The organism is Pseudomonas linyingensis (assembly GCF_900109175.1).
Lineage (GTDB): Bacteria > Pseudomonadota > Gammaproteobacteria > Pseudomonadales > Pseudomonadaceae > Geopseudomonas > Geopseudomonas linyingensis.
In genome coordinates this window covers 77,003-99,730 of record NZ_FNZE01000014.1, presented here as the reverse complement: position 1 = coordinate 99,730, position 22,728 = coordinate 77,003, and the positions used below count along the sequence as shown (strand labels likewise).

At 68.2% G+C, this 22,728-nt stretch carries 20 protein-coding genes; 12 read left to right on the top strand and 8 right to left on the bottom strand.

Going from position 1 to position 22,728, the window contains the following annotated elements; translation table 11 throughout:
• Positions 1 to 116: 116 nt before the first annotated feature.
• The 5 genes from BMZ19_RS16620 to BMZ19_RS16600 form a co-directional block, all read right to left on the bottom strand.
• Positions 117 to 746 (bottom strand): response regulator, encoded by a 630-nt coding sequence (locus BMZ19_RS16620; RefSeq protein ID WP_090312700.1) that lies wholly within the window; start codon positions 744 to 746, stop codon positions 117 to 119.
• Positions 743 to 3,172, bottom strand: coding sequence for a PAS domain-containing sensor histidine kinase (locus tag BMZ19_RS16615; RefSeq protein ID WP_090312699.1), 2,430 nt, complete (start codon positions 3,170 to 3,172; stop codon positions 743 to 745). Before BMZ19_RS16615 ends, BMZ19_RS16620 begins: the two co-directional genes overlap by 4 nt.
• An 89-nt stretch (positions 3,173 to 3,261) precedes the next feature.
• Entirely contained in the window at positions 3,262 to 4,011 is a 750-nt protein-coding gene (locus tag BMZ19_RS16610; protein WP_090312698.1) for a DnaJ domain-containing protein, read from the bottom strand.
• Positions 4,011 to 4,679, bottom strand: a complete 669-nt coding sequence (gene murU / locus BMZ19_RS16605; protein WP_090312697.1) for an N-acetylmuramate alpha-1-phosphate uridylyltransferase MurU — start codon at positions 4,677 to 4,679, stop codon at positions 4,011 to 4,013. The genes BMZ19_RS16610 and murU overlap by 1 nt, the downstream gene beginning before the upstream one ends.
• Positions 4,676 to 5,692 (bottom strand): aminoglycoside phosphotransferase family protein, encoded by a 1,017-nt coding sequence (locus BMZ19_RS16600; RefSeq protein ID WP_090312696.1) that lies wholly within the window; start codon positions 5,690 to 5,692, stop codon positions 4,676 to 4,678. Before BMZ19_RS16600 ends, murU begins: the two co-directional genes overlap by 4 nt.
• A 130-nt stretch (positions 5,693 to 5,822) precedes the next feature.
• Here BMZ19_RS16600 and BMZ19_RS16595 point away from each other — a divergent pair, with 130 nt between their 5' ends.
• From BMZ19_RS16595 to BMZ19_RS16545, 11 genes are all read left to right on the top strand, one after another.
• Positions 5,823 to 8,579 (top strand): LPS-assembly protein LptD, encoded by a 2,757-nt coding sequence (locus BMZ19_RS16595; protein ID WP_090312695.1) that lies wholly within the window; start codon positions 5,823 to 5,825, stop codon positions 8,577 to 8,579.
• A complete protein-coding gene (locus BMZ19_RS16590) occupies positions 8,560 to 9,855 on the top strand; it encodes a peptidylprolyl isomerase (RefSeq protein WP_170847795.1) in 1,296 nt (431 codons plus the stop codon). Before BMZ19_RS16595 ends, BMZ19_RS16590 begins: the two co-directional genes overlap by 20 nt.
• Positions 9,852 to 10,853, top strand: a complete 1,002-nt coding sequence (gene pdxA, locus BMZ19_RS16585) for a 4-hydroxythreonine-4-phosphate dehydrogenase PdxA (protein ID WP_090312693.1) — start codon at positions 9,852 to 9,854, stop codon at positions 10,851 to 10,853. Before BMZ19_RS16590 ends, pdxA begins: the two co-directional genes overlap by 4 nt.
• A 198-nt stretch (positions 10,854 to 11,051) precedes the next feature.
• Positions 11,052 to 11,858 carry a 16S rRNA (adenine(1518)-N(6)/adenine(1519)-N(6))-dimethyltransferase RsmA gene (gene rsmA, locus BMZ19_RS16580; protein WP_090312692.1) on the top strand — a complete coding sequence of 269 codons (807 nt, stop codon included), beginning with the start codon at positions 11,052 to 11,054 and terminating at the stop codon, positions 11,856 to 11,858.
• A 43-nt stretch (positions 11,859 to 11,901) separates the two neighbouring features.
• A complete protein-coding gene (gene apaG / locus BMZ19_RS16575; RefSeq protein WP_090312691.1) occupies positions 11,902 to 12,288 on the top strand; it encodes a Co2+/Mg2+ efflux protein ApaG in 387 nt (128 codons plus the stop codon).
• Positions 12,288 to 13,112 carry a symmetrical bis(5'-nucleosyl)-tetraphosphatase gene (locus BMZ19_RS16570; protein ID WP_090312690.1) on the top strand — a complete coding sequence of 275 codons (825 nt, stop codon included), beginning with the start codon at positions 12,288 to 12,290 and terminating at the stop codon, positions 13,110 to 13,112. The genes apaG and BMZ19_RS16570 overlap by 1 nt, the downstream gene beginning before the upstream one ends.
• Entirely contained in the window at positions 13,109 to 13,438 is a 330-nt protein-coding gene (gene glpE / locus BMZ19_RS16565) for a thiosulfate sulfurtransferase GlpE (protein WP_090312689.1), read from the top strand. The genes BMZ19_RS16570 and glpE overlap by 4 nt, the downstream gene beginning before the upstream one ends.
• Before the next feature lie 235 nt (positions 13,439 to 13,673).
• Positions 13,674 to 15,596 carry a PrkA family serine protein kinase gene (locus BMZ19_RS16560; RefSeq protein ID WP_090312688.1) on the top strand — a complete coding sequence of 641 codons (1,923 nt, stop codon included), beginning with the start codon at positions 13,674 to 13,676 and terminating at the stop codon, positions 15,594 to 15,596.
• Between the two features lie 92 nt (positions 15,597 to 15,688).
• On the top strand, positions 15,689 to 16,963 hold the full coding sequence (locus BMZ19_RS16555; RefSeq protein WP_090312687.1) for a YeaH/YhbH family protein: 1,275 nt from the start codon (positions 15,689 to 15,691) through the stop codon (positions 16,961 to 16,963).
• On the top strand, positions 16,960 to 18,519 hold the full coding sequence (locus tag BMZ19_RS16550; RefSeq protein ID WP_090312686.1) for a SpoVR family protein: 1,560 nt from the start codon (positions 16,960 to 16,962) through the stop codon (positions 18,517 to 18,519). The genes BMZ19_RS16555 and BMZ19_RS16550 overlap by 4 nt, the downstream gene beginning before the upstream one ends.
• A 94-nt stretch (positions 18,520 to 18,613) precedes the next feature.
• Complete coding sequence (locus tag BMZ19_RS16545; protein ID WP_090312685.1) at positions 18,614 to 19,855, top strand: multifunctional CCA addition/repair protein; 1,242 nt, start codon at positions 18,614 to 18,616, stop codon at positions 19,853 to 19,855.
• A gap of 59 nt (positions 19,856 to 19,914) precedes the next feature.
• On the opposite strand, the gene folK is transcribed toward BMZ19_RS16545, so the two are convergent.
• Positions 19,915 to 20,460 (bottom strand): 2-amino-4-hydroxy-6-hydroxymethyldihydropteridine diphosphokinase, encoded by a 546-nt coding sequence (gene folK, locus BMZ19_RS16540; protein WP_090312684.1) that lies wholly within the window; start codon positions 20,458 to 20,460, stop codon positions 19,915 to 19,917.
• Positions 20,451 to 20,807, bottom strand: coding sequence for a dihydroneopterin aldolase (gene folB / locus BMZ19_RS16535; RefSeq protein WP_090312683.1), 357 nt, complete (start codon positions 20,805 to 20,807; stop codon positions 20,451 to 20,453). Before folB ends, folK begins: the two co-directional genes overlap by 10 nt.
• Positions 20,808 to 20,882: 75 nt before the next feature.
• Here folB and plsY point away from each other — a divergent pair, with 75 nt between their 5' ends.
• A complete protein-coding gene (gene plsY, locus BMZ19_RS16530; RefSeq protein ID WP_090312682.1) occupies positions 20,883 to 21,452 on the top strand; it encodes a glycerol-3-phosphate 1-O-acyltransferase PlsY in 570 nt (189 codons plus the stop codon).
• 18 nt (positions 21,453 to 21,470) lie between these two features.
• Here plsY and tsaD read toward each other — a convergent pair whose 3' ends face one another.
• Positions 21,471 to 22,508: a tRNA (adenosine(37)-N6)-threonylcarbamoyltransferase complex transferase subunit TsaD gene (gene tsaD, locus BMZ19_RS16525; RefSeq protein WP_090312681.1), complete on the bottom strand. Its 1,038-nt coding sequence runs from the start codon at positions 22,506 to 22,508 to the stop codon at positions 21,471 to 21,473.
• Between the last annotated feature and the right edge of the window lie 220 nt (positions 22,509 to 22,728).

Genomic DNA, 22,728 nt, shown 5'->3' with positions numbered 1-22,728 from the left:
CGGAAGATGTGTTGTAGGGATTGCCCTACAAAAGCCTAAAGCCTGTTCAGAATCTCGCGCGCCAAGGCCGGCATCAACGCAGCCTGGCCGACGCGCAGCAGATCCTGGGCAGGCTTTCAGACCAGCTTGTGCTCCATGGCATAGCGCACCAGGTCGGCCATCGAGTGGGCGTCGAGCTTCTGCATCAGGCGCGCCTTGTGGGTGCTCACGGTCTTGTTGCTGACCGCCAGCTGCTGGGCGATCTCGTTGACGTTGGCGCCGCGCACCAGGCGCTCGAACACCGAGAACTCGCGCTCGGAGAGCAGCGCATGGGGCGGGCGCGAGTCGGTCAGGCCGACCTCGAAGACCATGCGGTCGGCCAGTTCCGGGTCGATGTAGCGGCCGCCGCCGGCGACCTTGCGGATCGCGGTGAGCAGCAGCGCCGGGTCGCTGTCCTTGGTGGCATAGCCGGCGGCGCCGATCTTCAGCGCGCGGGCGGCCATCTGCGCCTCGTCGTGCATCGACAGCACGAGAATCGCCGGCGGCTGGGTCAGCGCGCGGATCCGCGGGATCGCCTCGAGGCCGTTGACCCCGGGCATCGAGATGTCCAGCAGGACCACCTCGCACGGCGTGTGGCGGAGGATCTCCAGCAGCTGCTGGCCGTTGCCGGCCTCGCCGACCACGCACAGATCCTTGGCCATGCCGATCAGCTGCTTGATGCCCTCGCGGACGATGGTGTGGTCTTCGGCCACCAGTACCCGAATCATGCCGTTTCCTCTGCCTGTGCATCGAGGGGAACCCTCACGTACAGGGTAGTGCCCTGCCCGGGGGTGCTGTCCAGCCGCAGGCTGCCGCCGAACATGGCCACCCGCTCGCGCATGCCGACCAGGCCGAACGAGCCCGTGCGGGTCCGTTGCGGGTCGAAGCCCACGCCATCGTCGCTGATGCTGAGCTGCAGCTCGTCCGCCTCGCGACTCAGCTTCACCTCCACGCTGTGCGCCTGGGCGTGGCGCATGATGTTGGTCAGCGCCTCCTGCAGCACGCGGAACAGCCCGGTGGCCCTGGCGTCACCGAGCGGCGGCAGCTGCTCGGGCACCTCGACCAGGCAGGGGATCTGGGTGCGCTGCTCGAAGCGCCGCGCCTGCCATTCGATGGCCGAGGCGATGCCGGCATCGAGGATCGGCGGACGCAGCGCGGTGGCCACGTCGCGCACCACTTGGAACAGCTGGGCGAGCAGCTTGCTCATGTGTTGCAGGCGCTCGCGCAGGTCGGCGTCCAGCTCGCCGTGAGCCAGCTGGCACATGGAGAGTTCCAGCTTGAGCACGGTGAGCATCTGCCCCAGCTCGTCGTGCACCTCGCGGGCGATGTGCGCCTTCTCCTCCTCGCGCACGCTCTCCAGATGCGCGGCCAGCTCGCGCAACTGCGCCCGCGACTCGGCCAGCGCCAGCTCGGTCTGCTTGATCTCGCTGATGTCCCAGACCATGCCGTCCCACACCACCCGCCCGGCCTCCAGGCGCCGCGCGGTGGCCTTGATGTCGACCCAGATCGGCGTGCCGTCGCGGGTCAGCAGGCGCCCCTGCCAGTGCCAGTCGCTGTCGCCGTCCAGCGCTGCCTGCTGCTTGCGCCAGTAGCCGTCGCGCTCGTCCGGGTGGACCAGGCTGCGGATGCCGCGCCCCGGCTCGAGCAGGGTCGCCGCCGGGTAGCCGACCAGCCCGGCGCTGCCCTCGCCGATGAACGACAGCTGTACCTCGGCGCCGGGGGCGGCGCGCTCGAGGCGGAACAGCAGGCCGGGAACGTTGCCGGCGATGCCCTTCAGGCGCGCCTCGCTCTCCTCCAGCGCGGCGCGCGCGCGGCGGCGCTCGGTGACGTCGGTGAGGTAGACCACCAGGTATTCGGTGTCGCCAAAGCGCAGGAAGCTGATCGACACGTCGGTCGGCAGCCAGCTGCCGTCGGCGCGCCGGCAGCGCGTCTCGAAGCCCAGCGCCGCCTCGCCGGCGGCGCGCGCGCGCTTCCACAGGCCGAGCCAGCGGTCCATGTCCAGCTGCGGCTCGACGTCGCGCAGCGGCCGCTCGACCAGCGCCCCGGCGGCATAGCCGAGCAGCTGCTCGGCGGCCCGGTTGGCGTAGTGCACGTGGCTGTCCCAGTTGACCCAGAGGATGCCGACCGTGCTGTGGTCGATGGAGAACTGGGTCAGGCGCAGCTTCTGCTCGCTCGCCTCGCGGCGCTGCAGATCCTCGCGGGCAGCCAGCAGGCGCCGCTCCAGCTCGCTGTGCTGCTCGCGCAGCCACCAGGCAGCGCCGAGCAGGGCCAGCAGCAGCAGGGTCAGCAGCAGGGCCAGACTGCGCCAGAAGCCGGCCGACTCGCCCAGGCCGGGTACGGCCGCGCGCAGCCAGCGCTGCTGCAGCGCCTCGAGCTGCGCGGCCGGCAGGTTGCGCAACGCCTGATCGACCAGGCCGGCCAGCTCCGCCAGGTCGCGCCGCACGGCGATGCGCAGCAGCAGGGGGTAGCCGACATCGCCGAGCACCTGCAGACCGGCGAACTCGGCCTCGAGCGCCAGACGGCCGTACTGCGCCTCGTCGAGCACCGCGTAGCTCGCCTCGCCGGCCAGCACCTGGCGCAACGCCTGGCGTTCGGAGGATGCGGCACGCAACTCAAGGTTGGCGTGGCTGCTGCGCAGAAAGCGCTGCACCCCACTGCCGTCGCGCACCGCCACCGGCTCTCGCAGGCTCAGGCGATCGAGGCGGACCGCCGCCGCGCCGCTGCGCTCGCCGACAATCAGGTGCGGGATGCGCAGATAGGGATCGGAGTAGCGCCACAGGCGCAGGCCGCCCGGAGTCTGCTGCAGGCCCGGCGCCAGCTCTATCTCGCCGCGCTGCAGCGCCGCCTCCAGCGCCGCCGGGTCCGGATAGGAATGCCAGTTCAGCGACACGCCGAGGGACGCGGCCAGCGCCTCCATCAGCTCGACGTGGGCACCGCTCAGTTGCTGCTCGCGGCGGCGCCGCTCGAACTGGGCGTAGGGCGCCTGCAGCACCACGCCGACCTGCAGTTGCCGATGCTCGGCCAGCCACTGCTGCTGCGCCGCCTCCGGGCTGGCGGGCGCCGGCTCGGCAGCCAGCCAGGCGCCAGGCAGGCCGAGGCCGACCAGCAGCAGGATGACCGACAGACAGCGCGGCAGACGTGCGAGCAGGTGCATGCAAGGACTCCACAGGCCCGGCGGGGCGCCCCCGCAACGGGGCACGCGAAGTCGCCAGCCTACCCGATCCGCGCGGCAAACCGCAGCCCTCAGCCGCGGCCGTGGCGCACGCTGATCAGCTCCCAGGCCTCCTGCAGCTGGCGGGTCTTCTCGGTGGCCTGCGCCAGTTGCACGGGGTCGGCACTGGCCAGCTTGTCCGGGTGATGGCGACTGCGCAGGCGCCGGTAGGCTTGGCGGATCTCGGCCAACGGGGTATCGGCCGCGACGCCGAGCAGCTGCAGGGCCTGGCGATAGGCGTCGCCGGCCGGCGCGGCCAGGGCCACGCCCCGCGCCGCAGCCTCCAGTGCCGCCAGCTGCGCCGGCGTGCGACCCAGCAGCTCGGCCCACACGCCGAGCAGGGCGCGCGCCGCCGGGGTGCAGCGGCCGCCGGCCCAGGCCATGCGCCAGCAGGCGCGCAGCACGCTGTCGATGCGCGCCGGACGCTGGCGCAGGCGGCGCAGGGTGCGCTCCAGCTGCAGGTCCTCGTGGCCGCGGGCGAAGGCCTCGCGCGCCAGTGCCGGATCCAGGGCCAGGCGCTGCGCCTCCTGGGCCAGCAGGCGGCGCTGGGCCGCCGCCGGCTGCGGGTCGGCAGCCGCCACCCGGCCGAGCAGCTGCAGCAGCAGGCGGGCATCGCGCTGCTCGGCGGACAGCCCGTCCAGGCGTTCGCGCAGGTCATGCCAGTCGTGCAACTGCAGGCGGCGGTCCAGCCAGCGGCCGAGCAGGCCGCCGAGCAGCGCGCCGGGAATGCTGGCCAGGGTCAGGCCGGCCAGGCCGCCGAGCACGCTGGCCGGCCACAGCATCAGGCGCGCACCGCCAGCAGGCGCTCGACCTCGGCGAGGCGCTCGTGGGTGCCGACATCCACCCAGCGGCCGCGGAAGTGTTCGCCGCTGACCTGGCCGAGGCGCATGGCGTCGAGCAGCAGCGGCGCCAGCTTGAACGCCCCCGCCTGGCAGCCGGCGAACAGCGCCGGATCGAGCACCGCGATGCCGCTGTAGGTCAGCCCCGGCTGCGCGCCACGGGCGCAGGCCCGGCCGTCCTGCAGGCAAAAATCGCCCTCGGGATGATGGGCCGGGTTGTCCACCAGCACCAGATGGGCCAGCCCCTGCGGCGCGCGACGCAGGCCGGCGAAGTCGTAGTCGGTCCAGATGTCGCCGTTGACCAGCAGGAACGGCGCCGCGCCGAGCAGCGGCAGGGCGCGGTGGATGCCGCCGCCGGTCTCCAGCGGCTCGCCCTCGGCCGAGTAGGCGATGCGCACGCCGAAGCGCTCGCCGTCGCCCAGATGGTCCTCGATCTGCTGGCCGAGCCAGGCATGGTTGATCACCAGCTCGCGGAAACCCGCCGCCGCCAGGGCGCGGATGTGGTACTCGATCAGCGGCACGCCGCCGGCCTGCACCAGCGGCTTGGGGGTGTGCAGGGTCAGCGGGCGCAGGCGCTCGCCCTTGCCGGCGGCGAGGATCATCGCCTTCATGCCGGCTGCTCCTGCGCCAGGCCGGCGAGCAGCTCGGCCAGCGGCGCCAGCTCCGGCCGACGGGCGATGACTTCCTGCAGGTAGGCGAAGAAGCGCGGCACGTCGGCGAGGTACTTGGGCTTGCCGTCGCGGTGGCAGATGCGCGCGAAGATGCCGATCACCTTGAGGTGGCGCTGCGCGCCCATCAGGTCGCTGGCGCGCTGGAACTCGGCGAAGCTGGCCGGCAGGGCGATGCCGGCGACCTGCGCCAGCTGCCAGTAGCGTGCCAGCCAGTCATCGACGCGCGCCTGCGGCCAGCTGAGGAAGGCATCCTTGAACAGGCAGGTGACGTCGTAGGTCACCGGGCCGTACACCGCGTCCTGGAAATCCAGCACGCCGGGATTGGGTGTGCTGAGCATCAGGTTGCGCGGCATGTAGTCGCGATGCACCAGCACCCGCGGCTGGGCCAGGGCGCTGACCACCAGCAGATCGCAGGTGGCGTTCCAGGCCGCCAGTGCGGCACCGTCAAGGGTGACGCCGAGATGGCGCTGCAGGTACCAGTCGGGGAACAGCTGCAGCTCGCGACGCAGCAGGGCGTCGTCGTAGGCCGGCAGCTGGCCCTGCACCGGCAGCTGCTGGAAGGCTACCAGCGCCTGCAGCGCGTCCTCGAACAGGGCGTCGGCGTTGTCCGCGTCGATCACCTCCAGATAGGTCTGCCGGCCGAGATCGGGTAGCAGCAGGAAACCCTGCTCGAGGTCGCTGGCGAGGATCTCCGGCACGTGCACGCCGGCCTTGGCCAGCAGGCCGGCAACCTTGACGAACGGCCGGCAGTCTTCCTGCGGCGGCGGCGCGTCCATCACGATCAGGCTGCGCGCGCCGTCCTCCCAGCGAAAATAGCGGCGGAAGCTGGCATCGCTGCTCGCCGGGGTCAGCTGCGCCACACCGGGTAAACCCCAGCCGCGCGCGGCAAACACCTGCGGCAGACACAGGTCCAGCCAACGCACCAGTTTTTCGAATCGTTCATCCACAGACATTCGCAGGCTCCCCTTCGGACCTAGCCGTTGCGTGATACATTGCTTTATTATCGCGGATCTTACTCCAGCCCATCGAAAGGCGTGCGGCCGCACAGGCTGTTGGCGCGCAGGAAGCCCGGACATCAATAAGATGGCACTTACCCCCCCCTTGTTCCGCAGAAAATTCCCCCTCCTGGTTACCGGCAGCCTGCTGGCCCTGGGTTCCGCTCCGCTCCTGCACGCCACCGAGCAGTTCGACTGCCAGGTTTCCGCCTCCGGCGGCTGGGCCTGCACGCCGAAGGCCACCGCGGGCGCCCTGCCGCCGCGCCCGCAACCCAGCGCGGTCAGCGGCGACAGCGCGCAGCCCGCACCGCAGGCGGCACCGGCTGGCGCAGCAGCCCCGCAGGCCAGCGACAATGGCGGCCGCGCGCTGGCTTCGCGCAGCAGCGACTACAGCCACCTCGACTGGGTACCGCGTGCGCAGTTGAGCAAGACCCAGCTGGCGGAGATCGCCCCCTATTGCGCCGGCACCTATGTCGAGCCGAAGCGCCCGGGCATGGATGACGACACGCCGATGGGCGAGGCGCCGACCTTCGTCTCCTCGCGGGCCACCCGCTACGAGCAGCAGACCGAGACCACCACCCTCGCCGGCGACGTGGTGCTGCGCCAGGGCAGCATGCAGGCCGAGGCCGACGAGGCCAGCCTGCACCAGCTGGAAAACCGCGGCGAGCTGAACGGCAACGTGCGCCTGCGCGACAAGGGCATCCTGGTGGTCGGCGACCACGCCCAGCTGCAGCTGGACAACGGCGAGGCCCAGGTCGACAACGCCGAGTATGTCGTGCATTCCGCCAAGGCCCGCGGCAGCGCCGAGTACATGAAGCGCCGCGAAGACGCCGTGGTGCGTCTGAAGGACGGCACCTACACCCGCTGCGAGCCGGGCGAGAACACCTGGCACCTGAAGGGCAACAACATCACCCTGAACCCGGCCACCGGCTTCGGCACCGCGACCAACGTGACCCTGCGGGTGAAGGATGTGCCGGTGTTCTATACCCCGTACATCTACTTCCCGATCGACGACCGTCGCCAGTCCGGCTTCCTGCCGCCGAGCTTCAGCTCGTCGAGCGACAACGGCTTCACCCTGCAGACGCCCTACTACTTCAACCTGGCGCCCAACTACGACGCGACCCTGTATCCGACCTACATGGTCGATCGCGGCCTGCTGATGGAAGGCGAGTTCCGCTACCTGACCCCGGGCAGCGAAGGTCAGGTCGGCGGCGCCTGGCTGGACGACCAGAACGACGACCGCGAACTGCAGTCGGAGTACGAGGACCAGCGCTGGATGTACAGCTGGCAGCACAAGGGCGGACTGGACTCGCGCCTGCTGGCCGAAGTCGACTACACCGACGTCAGCGACCCCTACTACTTCCAGGATCTGGACACCGATCTCGGCATCGACCAGCCGGATTTCATCAACCAGCGCGGCAGCCTGAGCTGGCGCGGCGACAGCTATACGCTCAACTTGGCAGCCCACGCCTACGAGCCGACTAATATCACCGACATCACCCCCTATGATCGCCTGCCGCAGGTCAACCTCGACGGCGCCCTGCCGTTCCAGCCGGGCGGCCTGCACGTCACCTACGGCAGCGAGTTCGTCAGCTTCGACCGCGACCTGCGCAGCGGCAGCTTCTTCAACGAAGACGGCGTCGCGGAAAGCTGGTACGACAACAACATCAGCGGCCTGGCCCGTGCCAACGGCGACCGTCTGCACCTGGAGCCGGGCATCAGCCTGCCGCTGGAGTCGAGCTGGGGCTTCGTCAAACCGTCGGTCAAGTACCTGTACACCGATTACGACCTGAGCCTCGACGCGCAGGGCAAGCGCCAGATCGCCGCCGCCGGACAGACCTTCGACGACGCCCCGAACCGCGGCGTACCGATCTACAGCCTCGACTCCGGCCTGTACTTCGACCGCGACACCTCGATGTTCGGCCAGGGCTCGCGGCAGACCCTCGAGCCGCGCGCGTTCTACCTGTACGTGCCGGAAGAGGAGCAGGCCGACATCCCGATCTTCGACAGCGGCGAGAGCACCTTCAGCTACTCCTCGCTGTGGCGCGAAAACCGCTTCTCGGGCAAGGACCGCATCGGCGATGCCAATCAGGTCTCGCTGGGCGTGACCAGCCGCTGGATCCAGGCCAACGGTTTCGAACGGCAGACCATCAGCCTCGGCCAGGCGTTCTACTTCGAAGACCGCAAGGTGCAGTTGCCCGGCATCGATTACCGCACCCGCAGCGACGCCACGGCCGCGCAGTCGCCCTACGCCCTGCAGTACCTGTACCGCTTCAACCGCGACTGGCGCCTGTCCTCCGACTTCAACTGGGACCCGGACACCCACCGCACCCGCTCGGGCAGCGCGATGTTCCACTACCAGCCGGAAGACAACCCGAACAAGGTGGTCAACCTCGGCTATCGCTACCGCAACGACACCGTGCACTACGACCAGTCCACCGGCAACTGGGTGGTCGGCGGCGGCGATTTCGGCACCCCGGGTACCCCTGGCTACATCAAGGACTACTACAAGATCCAGCAGCACGACTTCTCCACCATCTGGCCGGTGGCGCCGCAGTGGAGCGTGATCGCCCGCTGGCAGCACGACTACAGCCGCAACCGTACCCTCGAGGCCTTCGGTGGCTTCGAATACGACAGCTGCTGCTGGAAGCTGCGCCTGATCAACCGCTACTGGATCGACTACGACGAGACCAGCCTCAACCCCGACCTGAACGACGAGGCGGATCGCGGCATCTTCCTGCAGATCGTCCTCAAGGGTCTCGGCGGCGTCGTCGGCAACAAGACCGAGTCCTTCCTCGACCAAGGCATTCAAGGTTACCGTGAACGTGAAGACCAAGCTTTCTGATTGTCTGCGCCCGCTCGCTCTGGGCGCCCTGCTGCTCTGCGCCACGGCCCACGCCGAGGTCAAACCGCTCGACCGCGTGGTGGCCATCGTCGACAACGACGTGATCATGCAGAGCCAGCTCGACCGCCGCCTCGCCGAAGTGCAGCAGAACCTCGCCAAACGCAGCGGCGAACTGCCGCCCCGCGAGGCGCTCGCCCCGCAGGTGCTGGAGCGCCTGATCGTCGAGAACCTGCAGCTGCAGATCGGCGAGCGCTCGGGCATCCGCATCGCCGACGAGGAACTGAATCAGGCGCTGGCCACCATCGCCCAGCGCAACAACCTGACCCTCGACCAGTTCCGCGCCGCCCTCGCCCGCGACGGCCTGTCCTACGACGAAGCCCGCGAGCAGGTGCGCCGCGAACTGATCATCAGCCGTGCGCGCCAGCGCCGGGTGGCTGAGCGCATCCAGGTCAGCGAGCAGGAAGTGCAGAACTTCCTCGCCTCCGATCTGGGCAAGCTGCAGCTGTCGGAGGAATTCCGTCTGGCCAACATCCTCATCCCGCTGAGCGAAGGTGCCTCGCCCCAGGCGATCCAGGAGGCCGAGCGCCAGGCCCGCGAGATCCATGCCCAGCTGCAGCGCGGCGCCGACTTCGCCCGCCTGGCTGCGGCCCGCTCGGCCAGCGAGAACGCCCTCGAGGGCGGCGAGATCGGCTGGCGCAAGGCCGCCCAGCTGCCTCCGCCGTTCGACACCATGATCGGCGCCCTGGGTGTCGGCGAGGTCAGCGAACCGGTGCGCACGCCGGCCGGCTTCATCATGCTCAAGCTGCTCGACAAGCGCGGCGGCGAGCAGGGCGTGCTGCGCGAGGAGGTCCACGTGCGCCACATCCTGCTCAAGCCCAGCGAAATCCGCAGCGACGAGCAGACCCGCCAGCTGGCCGAGCGTCTGTACCAGCGCCTGCGCGCCGGCGAGGACTTCGCCGCCCTGGCGAAGAGCTTCTCCGAAGATCCGGGTTCGGCGCTCAACGGCGGCGACCTCAACTGGATCGACCCCAACGCCCTGGTGCCGGAGTTCCGCGCGGTAATGGCCGACAGCCGGATCGGCGAGCTGTCGCAGCCGTTCCGCAGCCCGTTCGGCTGGCACGTGCTGGAAGTGCTGGACCGCCGTACCAGCGACGCCAGCGGCGAGGCCCGCGAACAGCAAGCGCTCAACCTGCTGCGCAACCGCAAGTACGACGAGGAACTGCAGAACTGGCTGCGCCAGATCCGCGACGAAGCCTACGTGGAAATCCGCCTGTGACCGAGGCCCGGCGCTTTGCCCTGACCCCCGGCGAGCCGGCCGGCATCGGTCCCGACCTGTGCCTGCTGCTCGCCCGCGCAGCCCAGCCGCATGCGCTGGTGGCGATCGCCAGCCGTCAGCTGCTGGCCGAGCGCGCCACGCAGCTGGGCCTGGACATCGCCCTGCTGGCGGTCGGTCCCGGCGCCTGGCCGGATGCTCCGGCGCCGGCCGGCAGCCTGTATGTGTGGGACACGCCGCTGGCCGCAGCAGTGGTCGCCGGTCAGCTCGACCCGCGCAACGCCGCCTACGTGCTGGAGACCCTGCTGCGCGCCGGCAACGGCTGCGTCAACGGCGACTTCGCCGGGATGATCACCGCCCCGGTGCACAAGGGCGTGATCAACGAGGCCGGTATCCCCTTCTCCGGACACACCGAATTCCTCGCCGAGCTGACCCACACCGAACAGGTAGTGATGATGCTGGCCACCCGCGGCCTGCGCGTGGCGCTGGTCACCACCCATCTGCCGCTGCGCGCGGTGGCCGACGCCATCACCGCCGCGCGCCTGGAGCGAGTGACCCGCATCCTGCACGCCGACCTGCAGGACAAGTTCGGCATCGCCAGCCCGCGCATCCTGGTCTGCGGCCTCAACCCCCACGCCGGCGAGGGCGGCCACCTGGGCCGCGAGGAAATCGACATCATCGCGCCGACCCTGGCGCGCCTGCGCGCGGAAGGCCTCGAGCTGATCGGCCCGCTGCCGGCCGACACCCTCTTCACCCCCAAGCACCTCGAGCACTGCGATGCCGTGCTGGCCATGTACCACGACCAAGGCCTGCCCGTGCTCAAGTACAAGGGCTTCGGCGCTGCGGTGAACGTCACCCTCGGCCTGCCGATCGTGCGCACCTCGGTCGACCACGGCACCGCGCTGGATCTGGCCGGCAGCGGCCGCGTTGACACCGGCAGTCTGCAGGTGGCACTGGAAACCGCCTACCAGATGACCGCCGGCTCCCGCCAAGCCGTCTGAAACCCCAGGCAGACGCAGGGCGGGCCTTTTCCACCTTGCGCGACCTGACGGCCCATCGCCGGCGAATTCCCCCCTGCCGTCTGCAGCCCAGCCGACAGAGCCCGCCTAGCAGCGTGTTCGCTGGTAAACTGCGCGCCTTCGTCTTTTTCGCCCTGGGTTCAAGCGTGACGCTTGCCGCTCCAGGCCTGGAGTCCCCCGATGTCCGAGCTGTACCAACACCGCGCCCGCAAGCGCTTCGGCCAGAACTTCCTGCACGATGCCGGCGTCATCCACCGCATCCTGCGCGCCATCCATGCCCGCTCGGGCGAGCACGTGGTGGAAATCGGCCCCGGTCAGGGCGCCCTTACCGAGGGTCTGCTCGGCAGCGGCGCCAAGCTGGACGTGATCGAGCTGGACAAGGACCTGCTGCCCCTGCTGCAGATGCGCTTCGGCATCGATCCGAACTTCACCCTCAACGCCGGCGATGCGCTGAAGTTCGACTTCAACAGCCTGGTGGCGGACGGCAACAAGCTGCGCGTGGTCGGCAACCTGCCCTACAACATCTCCACGCCGCTGATCTTCCACCTGCTCGAGCATGCCGCGATCATCGAGGACATGCACTTCATGCTGCAGAAGGAGGTGGTCGAGCGCCTGGCCGCCACGCCGGGCGGTGGCGACTGGGGGCGGCTGTCGATCATGGTGCAGTACCACTGCCGGGTCGAGCACCTGTTCAACGTCGGCCCGGGCGCCTTCAACCCCCCGCCCAAGGTCGAATCGGCCATCGTCCGCCTGGTGCCGCACGCGGTGCTGCCGCACCCGGCCAAGGATCATCGCCTGCTCGAGCGCGTGGTGCGCGAAGCCTTCAACCAGCGGCGCAAGACCCTGCGCAACACCCTCAAGCAGCTGCTCGACGCCCAGGCCATCGAGGCCGCCGGCGTGGATGGCAGCCTGCGTCCGGAACAGCTGGATCTGGCCGCCTTCGTGCGCCTGGCCGACCAGCTGGCCCTGCAGACAGCACCCGAGTGAATCGCTAAGCTTTTATGTCATGCCGCCCGAAGCCGCCACAACAATGACCACACCGGACCCGCGCTACCAGATCGACGTCAGCGTCGTCACTCGCCACCTGCCCGAGCAGTCGCTGCCGGACCAGGAGCGCTACGCCTTCGCCTACACGGTGACCATCCGCAACAGCGGGCTGCTGGCCGCCAAGCTGCTGACCCGGCACTGGATCATCACCGACGGCAACGCCAAGGTGCAGGAGGTCCGCGGTCCCGGCGTGGTCGGCGAGCAGCCGCTGCTGCAGCCCGGACAGAGCCACACCTACACCAGCGGCTGCGTGCTGGCCACCCCGGTCGGCAGCATGCATGGCAGCTTCGGCATGCAGGCCGGCGACGGCCACGGCTTCGCCGCGCCGATCCAGCCATTCCGCCTGGCGGTGCCCGGAGCCCTGCACTGATGGCGCTGTATGCCGTCGGCGACGTCCAGGGCTGCCTGCAGCCGCTCAAGTGCCTGCTCGATCGGGTGGCCTTCGATCCGGCTCGCGACCACCTGTGGCTGGTCGGCGATCTGGTCAACCGCGGCCCACAGTCGCTGGAAACCCTGCGCTTCCTGTTTGCCATGCGCGAATCGGTGACCAGCGTGCTCGGCAATCACGACCTGCACCTGCTGGCCGTGGCGCACAACGCCGAGCGACTGAAGAAGGGCGATACCCTGCGCGAAATCCTCGACGCGCCGGATCGCGACGAGCTGCTCGACTGGCTGAGCCACCTGCCGCTGCTGCATCATGACCAGCAGCGGCAGATCACCCTGGTGCATGCCGGCATCCCGCCGCAGTGGACCCTGAAGAAGGCGCGCAAGCGCGCGGCCGAGGTCGAGGAAGCCCTGCGCGACGAGACCCGCCTGCCACTGTTCCTCGACGGCATGTACGGCAACGAGCCGAACAAGTGGAGCAGCGAGCTGCGCGGGGTCACTCGGTTGCGGACCATCACCAACTACTTCACCCGCATGCGCTTCTGCACTGCCGACGGTCGTCTCGACCTGAAGAGCAAGGAAGGCCTGGACAGCGCACCGAGCGGCTATGCCCCCTGGTTCAGCCACCTCAACCGCAAGACCCGCGGACAGAAGATCATCTTCGGGCACTGGGCCGCCCTGCAGGGCCGCTGCAGCGAGCCCGGCATCGAGGCGTTGGATTCCGGCTGCGTGTGGGGGGCCAGCCTGACGCTGCTCAACGTCGACAGCGGCGAGCGCCACACCTGCAGTTGCCAAAAGGAGCAACCATGAGCGAATTCAAGCGCATCGATCCCGTCAGCGCCCACAACCTGCGTCTGGATGGCGCCGCGGTGGTCGACATCCGCGACCCGCACAGCTTCGCCAACGGCCACATCCGCGGCGCACGCCACCTGGACAACCACTCGCTGGCCGACTTCATCGCCAGCGCCGACCTCGACGCACCACTGCTGGTGGTCTGCTACCACGGCAACTCCAGCCAGAGTGCCGCGGCCTACCTCGCCCACCAGGGGTTCAGCGACGTCTACAGCCTCGATGGCGGTTTCGAGCTGTGGAATCGTCACTACCCGGACGAGGTCGCCCGCGGCCAGGACGACTGAACCGCTCGCCCTTCCGCTCACTCCTCAGCCGATTTTCCTGCTGCGCTCGCCGCCAAGCAGGTCTATGCTCATCTCAAGCGATTTGCAAAAAGGAAAGCCGGACCACCGGCTTCCAGGCAGGTAGTACGACCATTGGGGGTCGAGAGAGGGGTCAGGCGGGTCGGTGCCACACACCGGTCTGCTCAATGCCCGCCCGAGGCCCGCGTCCGGTTAAGGCATCGTGCGAGGTGACGTGATGAGCATTTTCAGCCATTTCCAACAACGCTACGAAACTACGCGCCAGGAGGAATACTCCCTGCAGGAGTATCTCGACCTGTGCAAGCAGGATCCGCTGACCTACGCCAGTGCGGCCGAGCGCATGCTCAAGGCCATCGGCGAGGCGCAGCTGGTGGATACCTCCACCGACTCGCGACTGTCGCGAATCTTCTCCAACAAGGTGATCCGCCGCTATCCGGCCTTTGCCGACTTCCACGGCATGGAAGAGTGCATCGACCAGATCGTCTCCTACTTCCGCCACGCCGCCCAGGGCCTGGAGGAGAAGAAGCAGATCCTCTACCTGCTGGGCCCGGTGGGCGGCGGCAAGTCGTCGCTGGCCGAGAAGCTCAAGCACCTGATGGAACACATCCCCTTCTACGCCATCAAGGGTTCGCCGGTGTTCGAGTCGCCGCTCGGCCTGTTCAACCCGGACGAGGACGGCGCCATCCTCGAGGAAGACTACGGCATCCCGCAGCGCTACCTGAGCTCGATCATGTCGCCGTGGGCGGCCAAGCGCCTCACCGAGTTCGGCGGCGACATCAGCCAGTTCCGCGTGGTCAAGCTGTACCCGTCGATCCTCAACCAGATCGCCATCGCCAAGACCGAGCCGGGTGACGAGAACAACCAGGACATCTCCGCCCTGGTCGGCAAGGTCGATATCCGCAAGCTCGAGGAGTTCCCGCAGAACGACCCGGATGCCTACAGCTACTCCGGCGCGTTGTGCCGCGCCAACCAGGGCATCATGGAGTTCGTCGAGATGTTCAAGGCGCCGATCAAGGTGCTGCACCCGCTGCTGACCGCCACCCAGGAAGGCAACTACAACAGCACCGAAGGCCTCGGCGCGATTCCCTACAGCGGCATCCTACTCGCCCACTCCAACGAGGCCGAGTGGCACAGCTTCCGCAACAACAAGAACAACGAAGCGTTCATCGACCGCATCTACATCGTCAAGGTGCCCTACTGCCTGCGCGTCACCGACGAGATCAAGATCTACGACAAGCTGCTGGTCAACAGCTCGCTGGCCCAGGCCCACTGCGCCCCGGACACCCTGAAGATGCTCGCCCAGTTCACCGTACTGAGCCGCCTGAAGGAGCCGGAAAACTCCAACATCTACTCGAAGATGCGGGTGTACGACGGCGAGAACCTCAAGGACACCGATCCCAAGGCCAAGTCGATCCAGGAGTACCGCGACAGTGCCGGTGTCGACGAAGGCATGAACGGCCTGTCGACCCGCTTCGCCTTCAAGATCCTCTCCAAGGTGTTCAACTTCGACCCCCACGAGGTGGCGGCCAACCCGGTGCACCTGCTCTACGTGCTCGAACAGCAGATCGAGCAGGAACAGTTCCCGGCGGAAACCCGCGAGCGCTATCTGCGCTTCCTCAAGGAATACCTGGCGCCGCGCTACGTCGAGTTCATCGGCAAGGAAATCCAGACCGCCTACCTGGAGTCCTACAGCGAGTACGGGCAGAACATCTTCGACCGCTACGTGCTGTACGCCGACTTCTGGATCCAGGACCAGGAGTACCGCGACCCGGAGACCGGCGAGATCCTCAACCGCGGCTCGCTCAACGAGGAGTTGGAGAAGATCGAGAAGCCGGCCGGCATCAGCAATCCGAAGGACTTCCGCAACGAGATCGTCAACTTCGTGCTGCGCGCGCGGGCCAACAACAACGGAAAGAACCCCAGCTGGCTCAGCTACGAGAAGCTGCGCGCGGTGATCGAGAAGAAGATGTTCTCCAACACCGAGGAGCTGCTGCCGGTCATCAGCTTCAACGCCAAGGGCAGCAAGGACGAGCAGCAGAAACACAACGACTTCGTGCGGCGCATGGTCGAGCGCGGCTACACCGAGAAACAGGTGCGCCTGCTCGCCGAATGGTATCTGCGCGTGCGCAAGTCGCAGTAGTACTCTAGGGAAAGATCCAGTCCGGAGCGCCACGCGGGGGTTGTCACGCTCCGGGCTGCTCCTCCGGCCTCCAGCCCGCACCGGAGCACGCCATGAGTTACGTCATCGACCGACGACTGAACGGCAAGAACAAGAGCACGGTGAACCGCCAGCGCTTCCTGCGACGGTACCGCGACCACATCAAGAAGGCGGTGGAGGAGGCCGTCAGCCGGCGCTCGATCACCGACATGGAGCACGGCGAGCAGATCAGCATCCCCTCGCGCGACATCGACGAGCCGGTGCTGCACCATGGCCGCGGCGGCCGGCAGACCATCATCCACCCCGGCAACAAGGAGTTCACCGCCGGCGAGCGCATCCCGCGGCCCTCCGGCGGCGGTGGCGGCGGTTCCGGCCAGGGCAAGGCCAGCAACTCCGGCGAGGGCGAGGACGACTTCGTCTTCCAGATCACCCAGGAAGAATTCCTCGACTTCATGTTCGAGGACTTGGCCCTGCCCAACCTGGTGAAGAAGCATCTGACCGGCATGGACAGCTTCAAGACCGTGCGCGCCGGCATCAGCAGCGAGGGCACCCCCGCGCGGCTGAACATCGTGCGTACCCTGCGCTCGGCCCATGCCCGCCGCATCGCCCTGTCCGGCTCCAGCCGCAACCACCTGCGCGAGCTGAAGGCCGAACTGGAACGCCTCAAGCGCGAGGAGCCGGACAACTTCAGCGATATCCGCGAAGTGGAAGAACAGATCGCCGGACTGCGCGCGCGCATCGAGCGCCTGCCGTTCCTCGACACCTTCGACCTCAAGTACAACCTGCTGGTCAAGCAGCCCAACCCGACCTCCAAGGCGGTGATGTTCTGCCTGATGGACGTCTCCGGCTCGATGACCCAGGCCACCAAGGACATCGCCAAGCGCTTCTTCATCCTCCTCTACCTGTTCCTCAAGCGCAGCTACGACAAGATCGAGGTGGTGTTCATCCGCCACCACACCAGCGCCAAGGAGGTCGACGAGCAGGAGTTTTTCTACTCGCGGGAAACCGGCGGCACCATCGTCTCCAGCGCCCTCAAGCTGATGCAGGAAGTGCTGGCCGAACGCTACCCGGTCAACGAATGGAACATCTACGCCGCCCAGGCCTCGGACGGCGACAACTGGAACGACGACTCTCCGGTCTGCCGCGACATCCTGATGCGCCAGATCATGCCGTTCGTCCAGTACTTCAGCTATGTCGAGATCACCCCGCGCGAGCACCAGGCGCTGTGGCACGAGTACGAGCAGGTCAGCGAGGCCTTCCCCGACAGCTTCGCCCAGCAGCAGATCGTCTCCGCCGCCGACATCTACCCGGTGTTCCGCGAACTGTTCCAGAGGAGGGTCGCTGCATGAGCCCTCGCGCCAAGAAAGGCCAGCCCCTGTCCACCGGCTCGGAATGGACCTTCGACCTGATCCGTACCTACGACCGCGAGATCGCCCGCCTGGCCGAGCGCTACGCGCTGGATACCTACCCCAACCAGATTGAGGTGATCAGTGCCGAGCAGATGATGGATGCCTACGCCTCGGTGGGCATGCCGATCGGCTACCACCACTGGTCTTACGGCAAGCACTTCCTTAGCACCGAGAAGGGCTACAAGCGCGGCCAGATGGGCCTGGCCTACGAGATCGTGATCAACTCCGACCCGTGCATCGCCTACCTCATGGAAGAAAATACCCTGTGCATGCAGGCGCTGGTGGTGGCGCACGCCTGCTACGGGCACAACAGCTTCTTCAAGGGCAACTACCTGTTCCGCAGCTGGACCGATGCCCGCTCGATCATCGACTACCTGGTGTTCGCCAAGCAGTACATCGACAAGTGCGAGGAGCGCCACGGCATCGACGCGGTGGAAGACCTGCTCGACTCCTGCCATGCGCTGATGAACTACGGCGTCGACCGCTACAAGCGGCCCTACCCGATCTCTGCCGAGGAGGAGCGCCGCCGCCAGAAGGATCGCGAGGAGCAGCTGCAGCAGCAGGTCAACGACCTGTGGCGGACCATCCCCAAGGGCGCCGGCAAGGGCCGCGAGGACGACGGCAAGCGCTTCCCCGCCGAACCGCAGGAAAACATCCTCTACTTCATCGAGAAGCACGCGCCGCTGCTGGAGCCCTGGCAGCGCGAGGTGGTGCGCATCGTGCGCAAGATCGCCCAGTACTTCTACCCGCAGCGGCAGACCCAGGTGATGAACGAGGGCTGGGCCACCTTCTGGCACTACACCCTGCTCAACGACCTGTACGATGAGGGCCTGGTCACCGACGGCTTCATGATGGAGTTCCTCCAGTACCACACCAGCGTGGTCTACCAGCCGCCGTTCGACAGCCCCTACTACAACGGCATCAACCCCTATGCGCTGGGCTTCGCCATGTACCGCGACATCCGCCGCATCTGCGAGGATCCGACCGAGGAGGATCGCCGCTGGTTCCCCGACATTGCCGGCAGCGACTGGCTGGCCACCCTCAAGTTCGCCATGCAGAACTTCAAGGACGAAAGCTTCATCCAGCAGTTCCTCTCGCCGCGACTGATCCGCGAGTTCCGCCTGTTCAGCATCCGCGACGACGACCAGCAGGACGAGCTGCTGGTCGACGCCATCCATGACGACAACGGCTACCGGATCATCCGCGATCATCTGGCTGCGCAGTACAACCTCGGCAATCGCGAGCCGAACGTGCAGATCTGGAACGTCGACCGCCGTGGCGACCGCTCGCTGACCCTGCGCCACTTCCAGCACGAGCGCAAACCGCTGGGCAGCTCCACCGAAGATGTGCTCAGGCACCTGCACCGTCTGTGGGGCTTCGATGTGCACCTGGAAAGCATGCAGGGCGAGCAGCGCGTGGCCGTGCAGCACATGCCGCCGCGCCGCGAACGCGAGGCGGAGGCCAGCCACTTCGACCTGATCGCCCGCCCGGTCTGAGAACCGCCCCGCACCCGGTGCGCCGCCGCCGTCGCTCTGAGCGCGGCGGCGCGCTATCCTCTGCGCCAATCCCATGCTGCTCGCAGGACACGTCATGCAGATCTACAAGGTGGGCGGCGCCGTGCGCGACCGCCTGCTCGGCCGCGCCGTCACGGAAACCGACTGGGTGGTGGTCGGCGCCCGCGCCGAAGAGCTCATCGCCCAGGGCTACCGCCCAGTCGGCGCCGACTTTCCGGTATTCCTCCACCCGCAGAGCGGCGAGGAGTACGCCCTGGCGCGCACCGAGCGCAAGAGCGGACGCGGCTACGGCGGCTTCACCTTCTACGCCAGCCCCGAGGTCACTCTCGAGGAAGACCTGATCCGCCGCGACCTGACCATCAACGCCATCGCCGAGGACGCCGAGGGTCGCCTGATCGATCCCTACGGCGGCCAGCACGACCTCGCCCTGCGCCTGCTGCGCCACGTCTCGCCGGCCTTCGCCGAGGACCCGCTGCGCGTGCTGCGGGTCGCCCGCTTCGCCGCGCGCTACGCGCCGCTGGGCTTTCGCGTGGCCGAGGAGACCCTGGCGCTGATGGCCGAGATCGCCGCCTCCGGCGAACTGACCGAGCTGACCGCCGAGCGGGTGTGGAAGGAAATCGCCCGCGCGCTGATGGAGCCGCGCCCGGAGGTGTTCGTCCAGGTGCTACGCGATTGCGGCGCCCTGCAGCAGCTGCTGCCGGAGGTACAGGCGCTGTTCGGCGTACCGCAGCCGGCCCTGCATCACCCGGAGATCGACACCGGCGAGCACGTGCTGATGACCCTGCGCCAGTGCGCCGAGCACGACCAGCCGCTGGCCGTGCGCTGGGCGTGCCTGCTGCACGATCTGGGCAAGGGGCTGACCGACCTGCAGGAGTGGCCACGACACATCGCTCACGAGCAGCGCGGCCTGCGCCTGATCGAGGCGGTCAACACCCGCTGCAAGGCGCCGCGCGACTGCGCCGAGCTGGCCCTGCTGGTCGGCGAGTACCACACCCACGCGCACCGCGCCCTGGAGCTGCGCGCGCAGACCCTGGCCGAGCTGTTCCAGCATTTCGATCTGTACCGGCGACCGGAGCGTTTCGAAGCCTTCATCGCCGCCAGCGAGATGGATGCGCGCGGCCGCCTCGGCTGCGAGCGCCAGCCCTATCCGCAGGCCGACTACCTACGCGCGGCGGCGGCCGTGGCCCGCGGCGTCGGCGTGCAGGCGCTGCTGGAGCAGGGCCTCCAGGGCGCAGAGTTGGGCGAGGCGCTCAAGCGCGCACGACTGAGTGCCCTGAAGGCGTTTCGCGAGGAAGCCAGGACGCGGGCGGCGCAGTAGGGCCCAGCGATTATTCACCCCGCCCATGAGGGTGAAAAAGACCTGTGGCTCCTACGGCCTCAGGAGCCCTGCGGCGCCGGGAAAGCCGTGCGCAGGTCGGGCGGTGTCAGTTCGCTGCCGCGCCAGACGAACGACGCCGGCCACAGCTTCTGCTCGATGCGCGCCGCCTGCCACAGGGCGGCGAAGCTGCGGCCCTCGGCGGGATGACGCAGCTCCGGCGCCAGCAGGGCCAGCGGCCAGAGCACGAAGGCGTTGCGCAGGATCTCCGCGCGTGGCAGCTGCAGGCCGTCGAAGTCGCCAACCAGGTCGTCGTACAGCAGCACGTCGATATCCAGCGGCAGGCCCTGACGGTCGGGAGCGTAGCGGCCGTTATCCGCCTCGATGGCCTTGAGCCGGCGATCCAGCTCGGCCAGCGGCAGGTCGGTCTGCGCCATCACCGCGAGGTTGTAGAAGGGTCCGCTGCGGATACCCACCGGTTCGCTCTCGAACACCGGGGAACAGCGCAGGTCGACGAGGAACCCGTCCAGGGCGTCCAGTCCGGCGGTCAGATGCTCGTGGCGGCGGACATTGCTGCCCAGGCCGAGAAATACCGTGATCAGCGACATCCGCGCTCGATCTCCACGCCAACGCCGCCACGCGCCGCCGGCACCGCGCCGGGCTTGGTCAGGCGCAGGCGCAGCCAGCGGATGCCGAACTCGGCCATCAGCAGGGCAGCCAGCCGTTCGGCGAAGGTTTCCACCAGCTGGAACTGGCTGGCCGCGGCGAAGGCTTGTACCCGCGCGCTGACCGCCGCATAGTCGAGGGCGGCGCCCAGGTCGTCGCTGGCCGCCGCCGGGCGGATATCCCAGCCCAGCTGCAGGTCCAGGGTCAGGCACTGGCGAATGCCGCGCTCCCAGTCGTACACGCCGATCACGGTGTCGACCTCCAGCCCGTCGATGAAGACTATGTCCACGCTACCCTCTTTCGCGTCACGACAAGCGCGCGACGCGTAGTTAGAATCGAGGCTTTGACGCCCCCGGAATCGATCATGCCCTGGCTGCTGGCAATCGTTGCCTACCTGCTCGGCTCGCTGTCGTTCGCCGTGCTGCTTGGCCGCTGGTTCGGCACCGGCGACCCGCGCCTGGCCGGCTCAGGCAACCCCGGCGCCACCAACATGCTGCGCCTGGCCGGACGCAAGGCCGCCCTGCTCACCCTGCTCGGCGACCTGCTCAAGGGCCTGCTGCCGGTACTGCTGGCCCGTCACTTCGAGCTGCCGCCAGCCCAGCAGGGCTGGATCGGTCTGGCGGCCGTCTGCGGCCACCTCTACCCGCTGTACTTCCACTTCCGCGGCGGCAAGGGCGTCGCCACTGCCGCCGGCCTGCTGCTCGGCCTGTACTGGCCGGCCGCCCTGCTGGCGCTCGCGGCCTGGCTGCTAACCTTCGCCCTGACCCGCATCAGCTCGCTGGCGGCGCTGGTCGCCACCCCGCTGACCCTACCCTTGCTGGCCTGGCAACAGCCTTCACTGCTGCTGCCGATCACCCTGCTCGCTGCGCTGATCGTCTGGCGCCACCGCAGCAACCTGTGCGATCTCTACGCCGGCCGCGAACGGCACTTCTGAGCCTGCCGAGTCCTGGAATTACGGTGCCGCCTGCAGCGCCGGCAGCGCCTCCATCGACCAGCGCGGCTGCACGCCGATCGCCGGACCGTCGTGCTGACCGGCCAGCAGGCGCTGACAGCCCGCGTAGGCGATCATGGCGCCATTGTCGGTGCAGAAGTGTGGCCGGGCGTAGAACACCTGGCCACGCAGCTCGCCAAGCATCTTCTCCAGCGACTGGCGCAGCGCCTGGTTGGCGCTCACCCCGCCGGCGATCACCAGGCGCTTGAGGCCGGTCTGCTTGAGCGCCCGCCGGCACTTGATGGTCAGAGTCTCCACCACCGCCTGCTGGAAGGCCAGAGCGACATCGCAGCGCGCCTGCTCGAGATCGCCGCCCTCGCGCTCGCACTGCCTCCAGGTGTTGAGGGCGAAGGTCTTCAGGCCGCTGAAGCTGAACTCCAGCCCCGGACGATCGGTCATCGGCCGCGGGAAGACGAAGCGCCCCGGCGTGCCACGCTCGGCGAGACGGGCAATTTCCGGACCGCCCGGGTAGTTGAGGCCGATCAGCTTGGCGGTCTTGTCGAAGGCCTCGCCTGCGGCGTCGTCCAGCGACTCGCCGAGCAGCTGGTACTCGCCGATGCCATCCACGCGCACCAGCTGGGTATGTCCGCCGGACACCAGCAAGGCGACGAACGGAAACTCCGGCGGGCTCTCCTCGAGCATCGGCGCCAGCAGGTGACCTTCCATATGGTGCACGCCGACCGCCGGCACCCCCCAGGCCAGCGCCATGGCCTGGGCGCAGGAGGCGCCGACCAGCAGCGCGCCGACCAGGCCCGGCCCGGCGGTATAGGCCACCGCGTCGATATCGGCGAAACTGCAGGCGGACTCGTCCAGCACCTGTCGAATCAGCGGCAGCATGCGCTTGACGTGGTCGCGCGAGGCCAGCTCGGGCACCACGCCGCCATAGACCCGGTGCAGGTCGATCTGACTGAACAGGGCGTCGGCCAGCAGGCCGCGCTCGCTGTCGTACAGGGCGACGCCGGTTTCGTCGCAGGAAGTTTCCAGGCCCAGTACTCGCATTGGGAAGTTGCCCCGCCTTGCCGTGATCGTTCGCTAAACCGCGCATGATAAGCGGGCCAGCCCGCCGATACCAAGCTTGCCGGCCGAGCGCGGACCACCGGTCGGCGGCTTTTGCCACAGGAGGCTTTGCATTCCAACAGCCAAGGGGTTAATATCCGCAACCCTTGAAAACCGGTGCGGCCCAAGCCTTTTGCAGGATTGCACCATTCATAATCGGTAA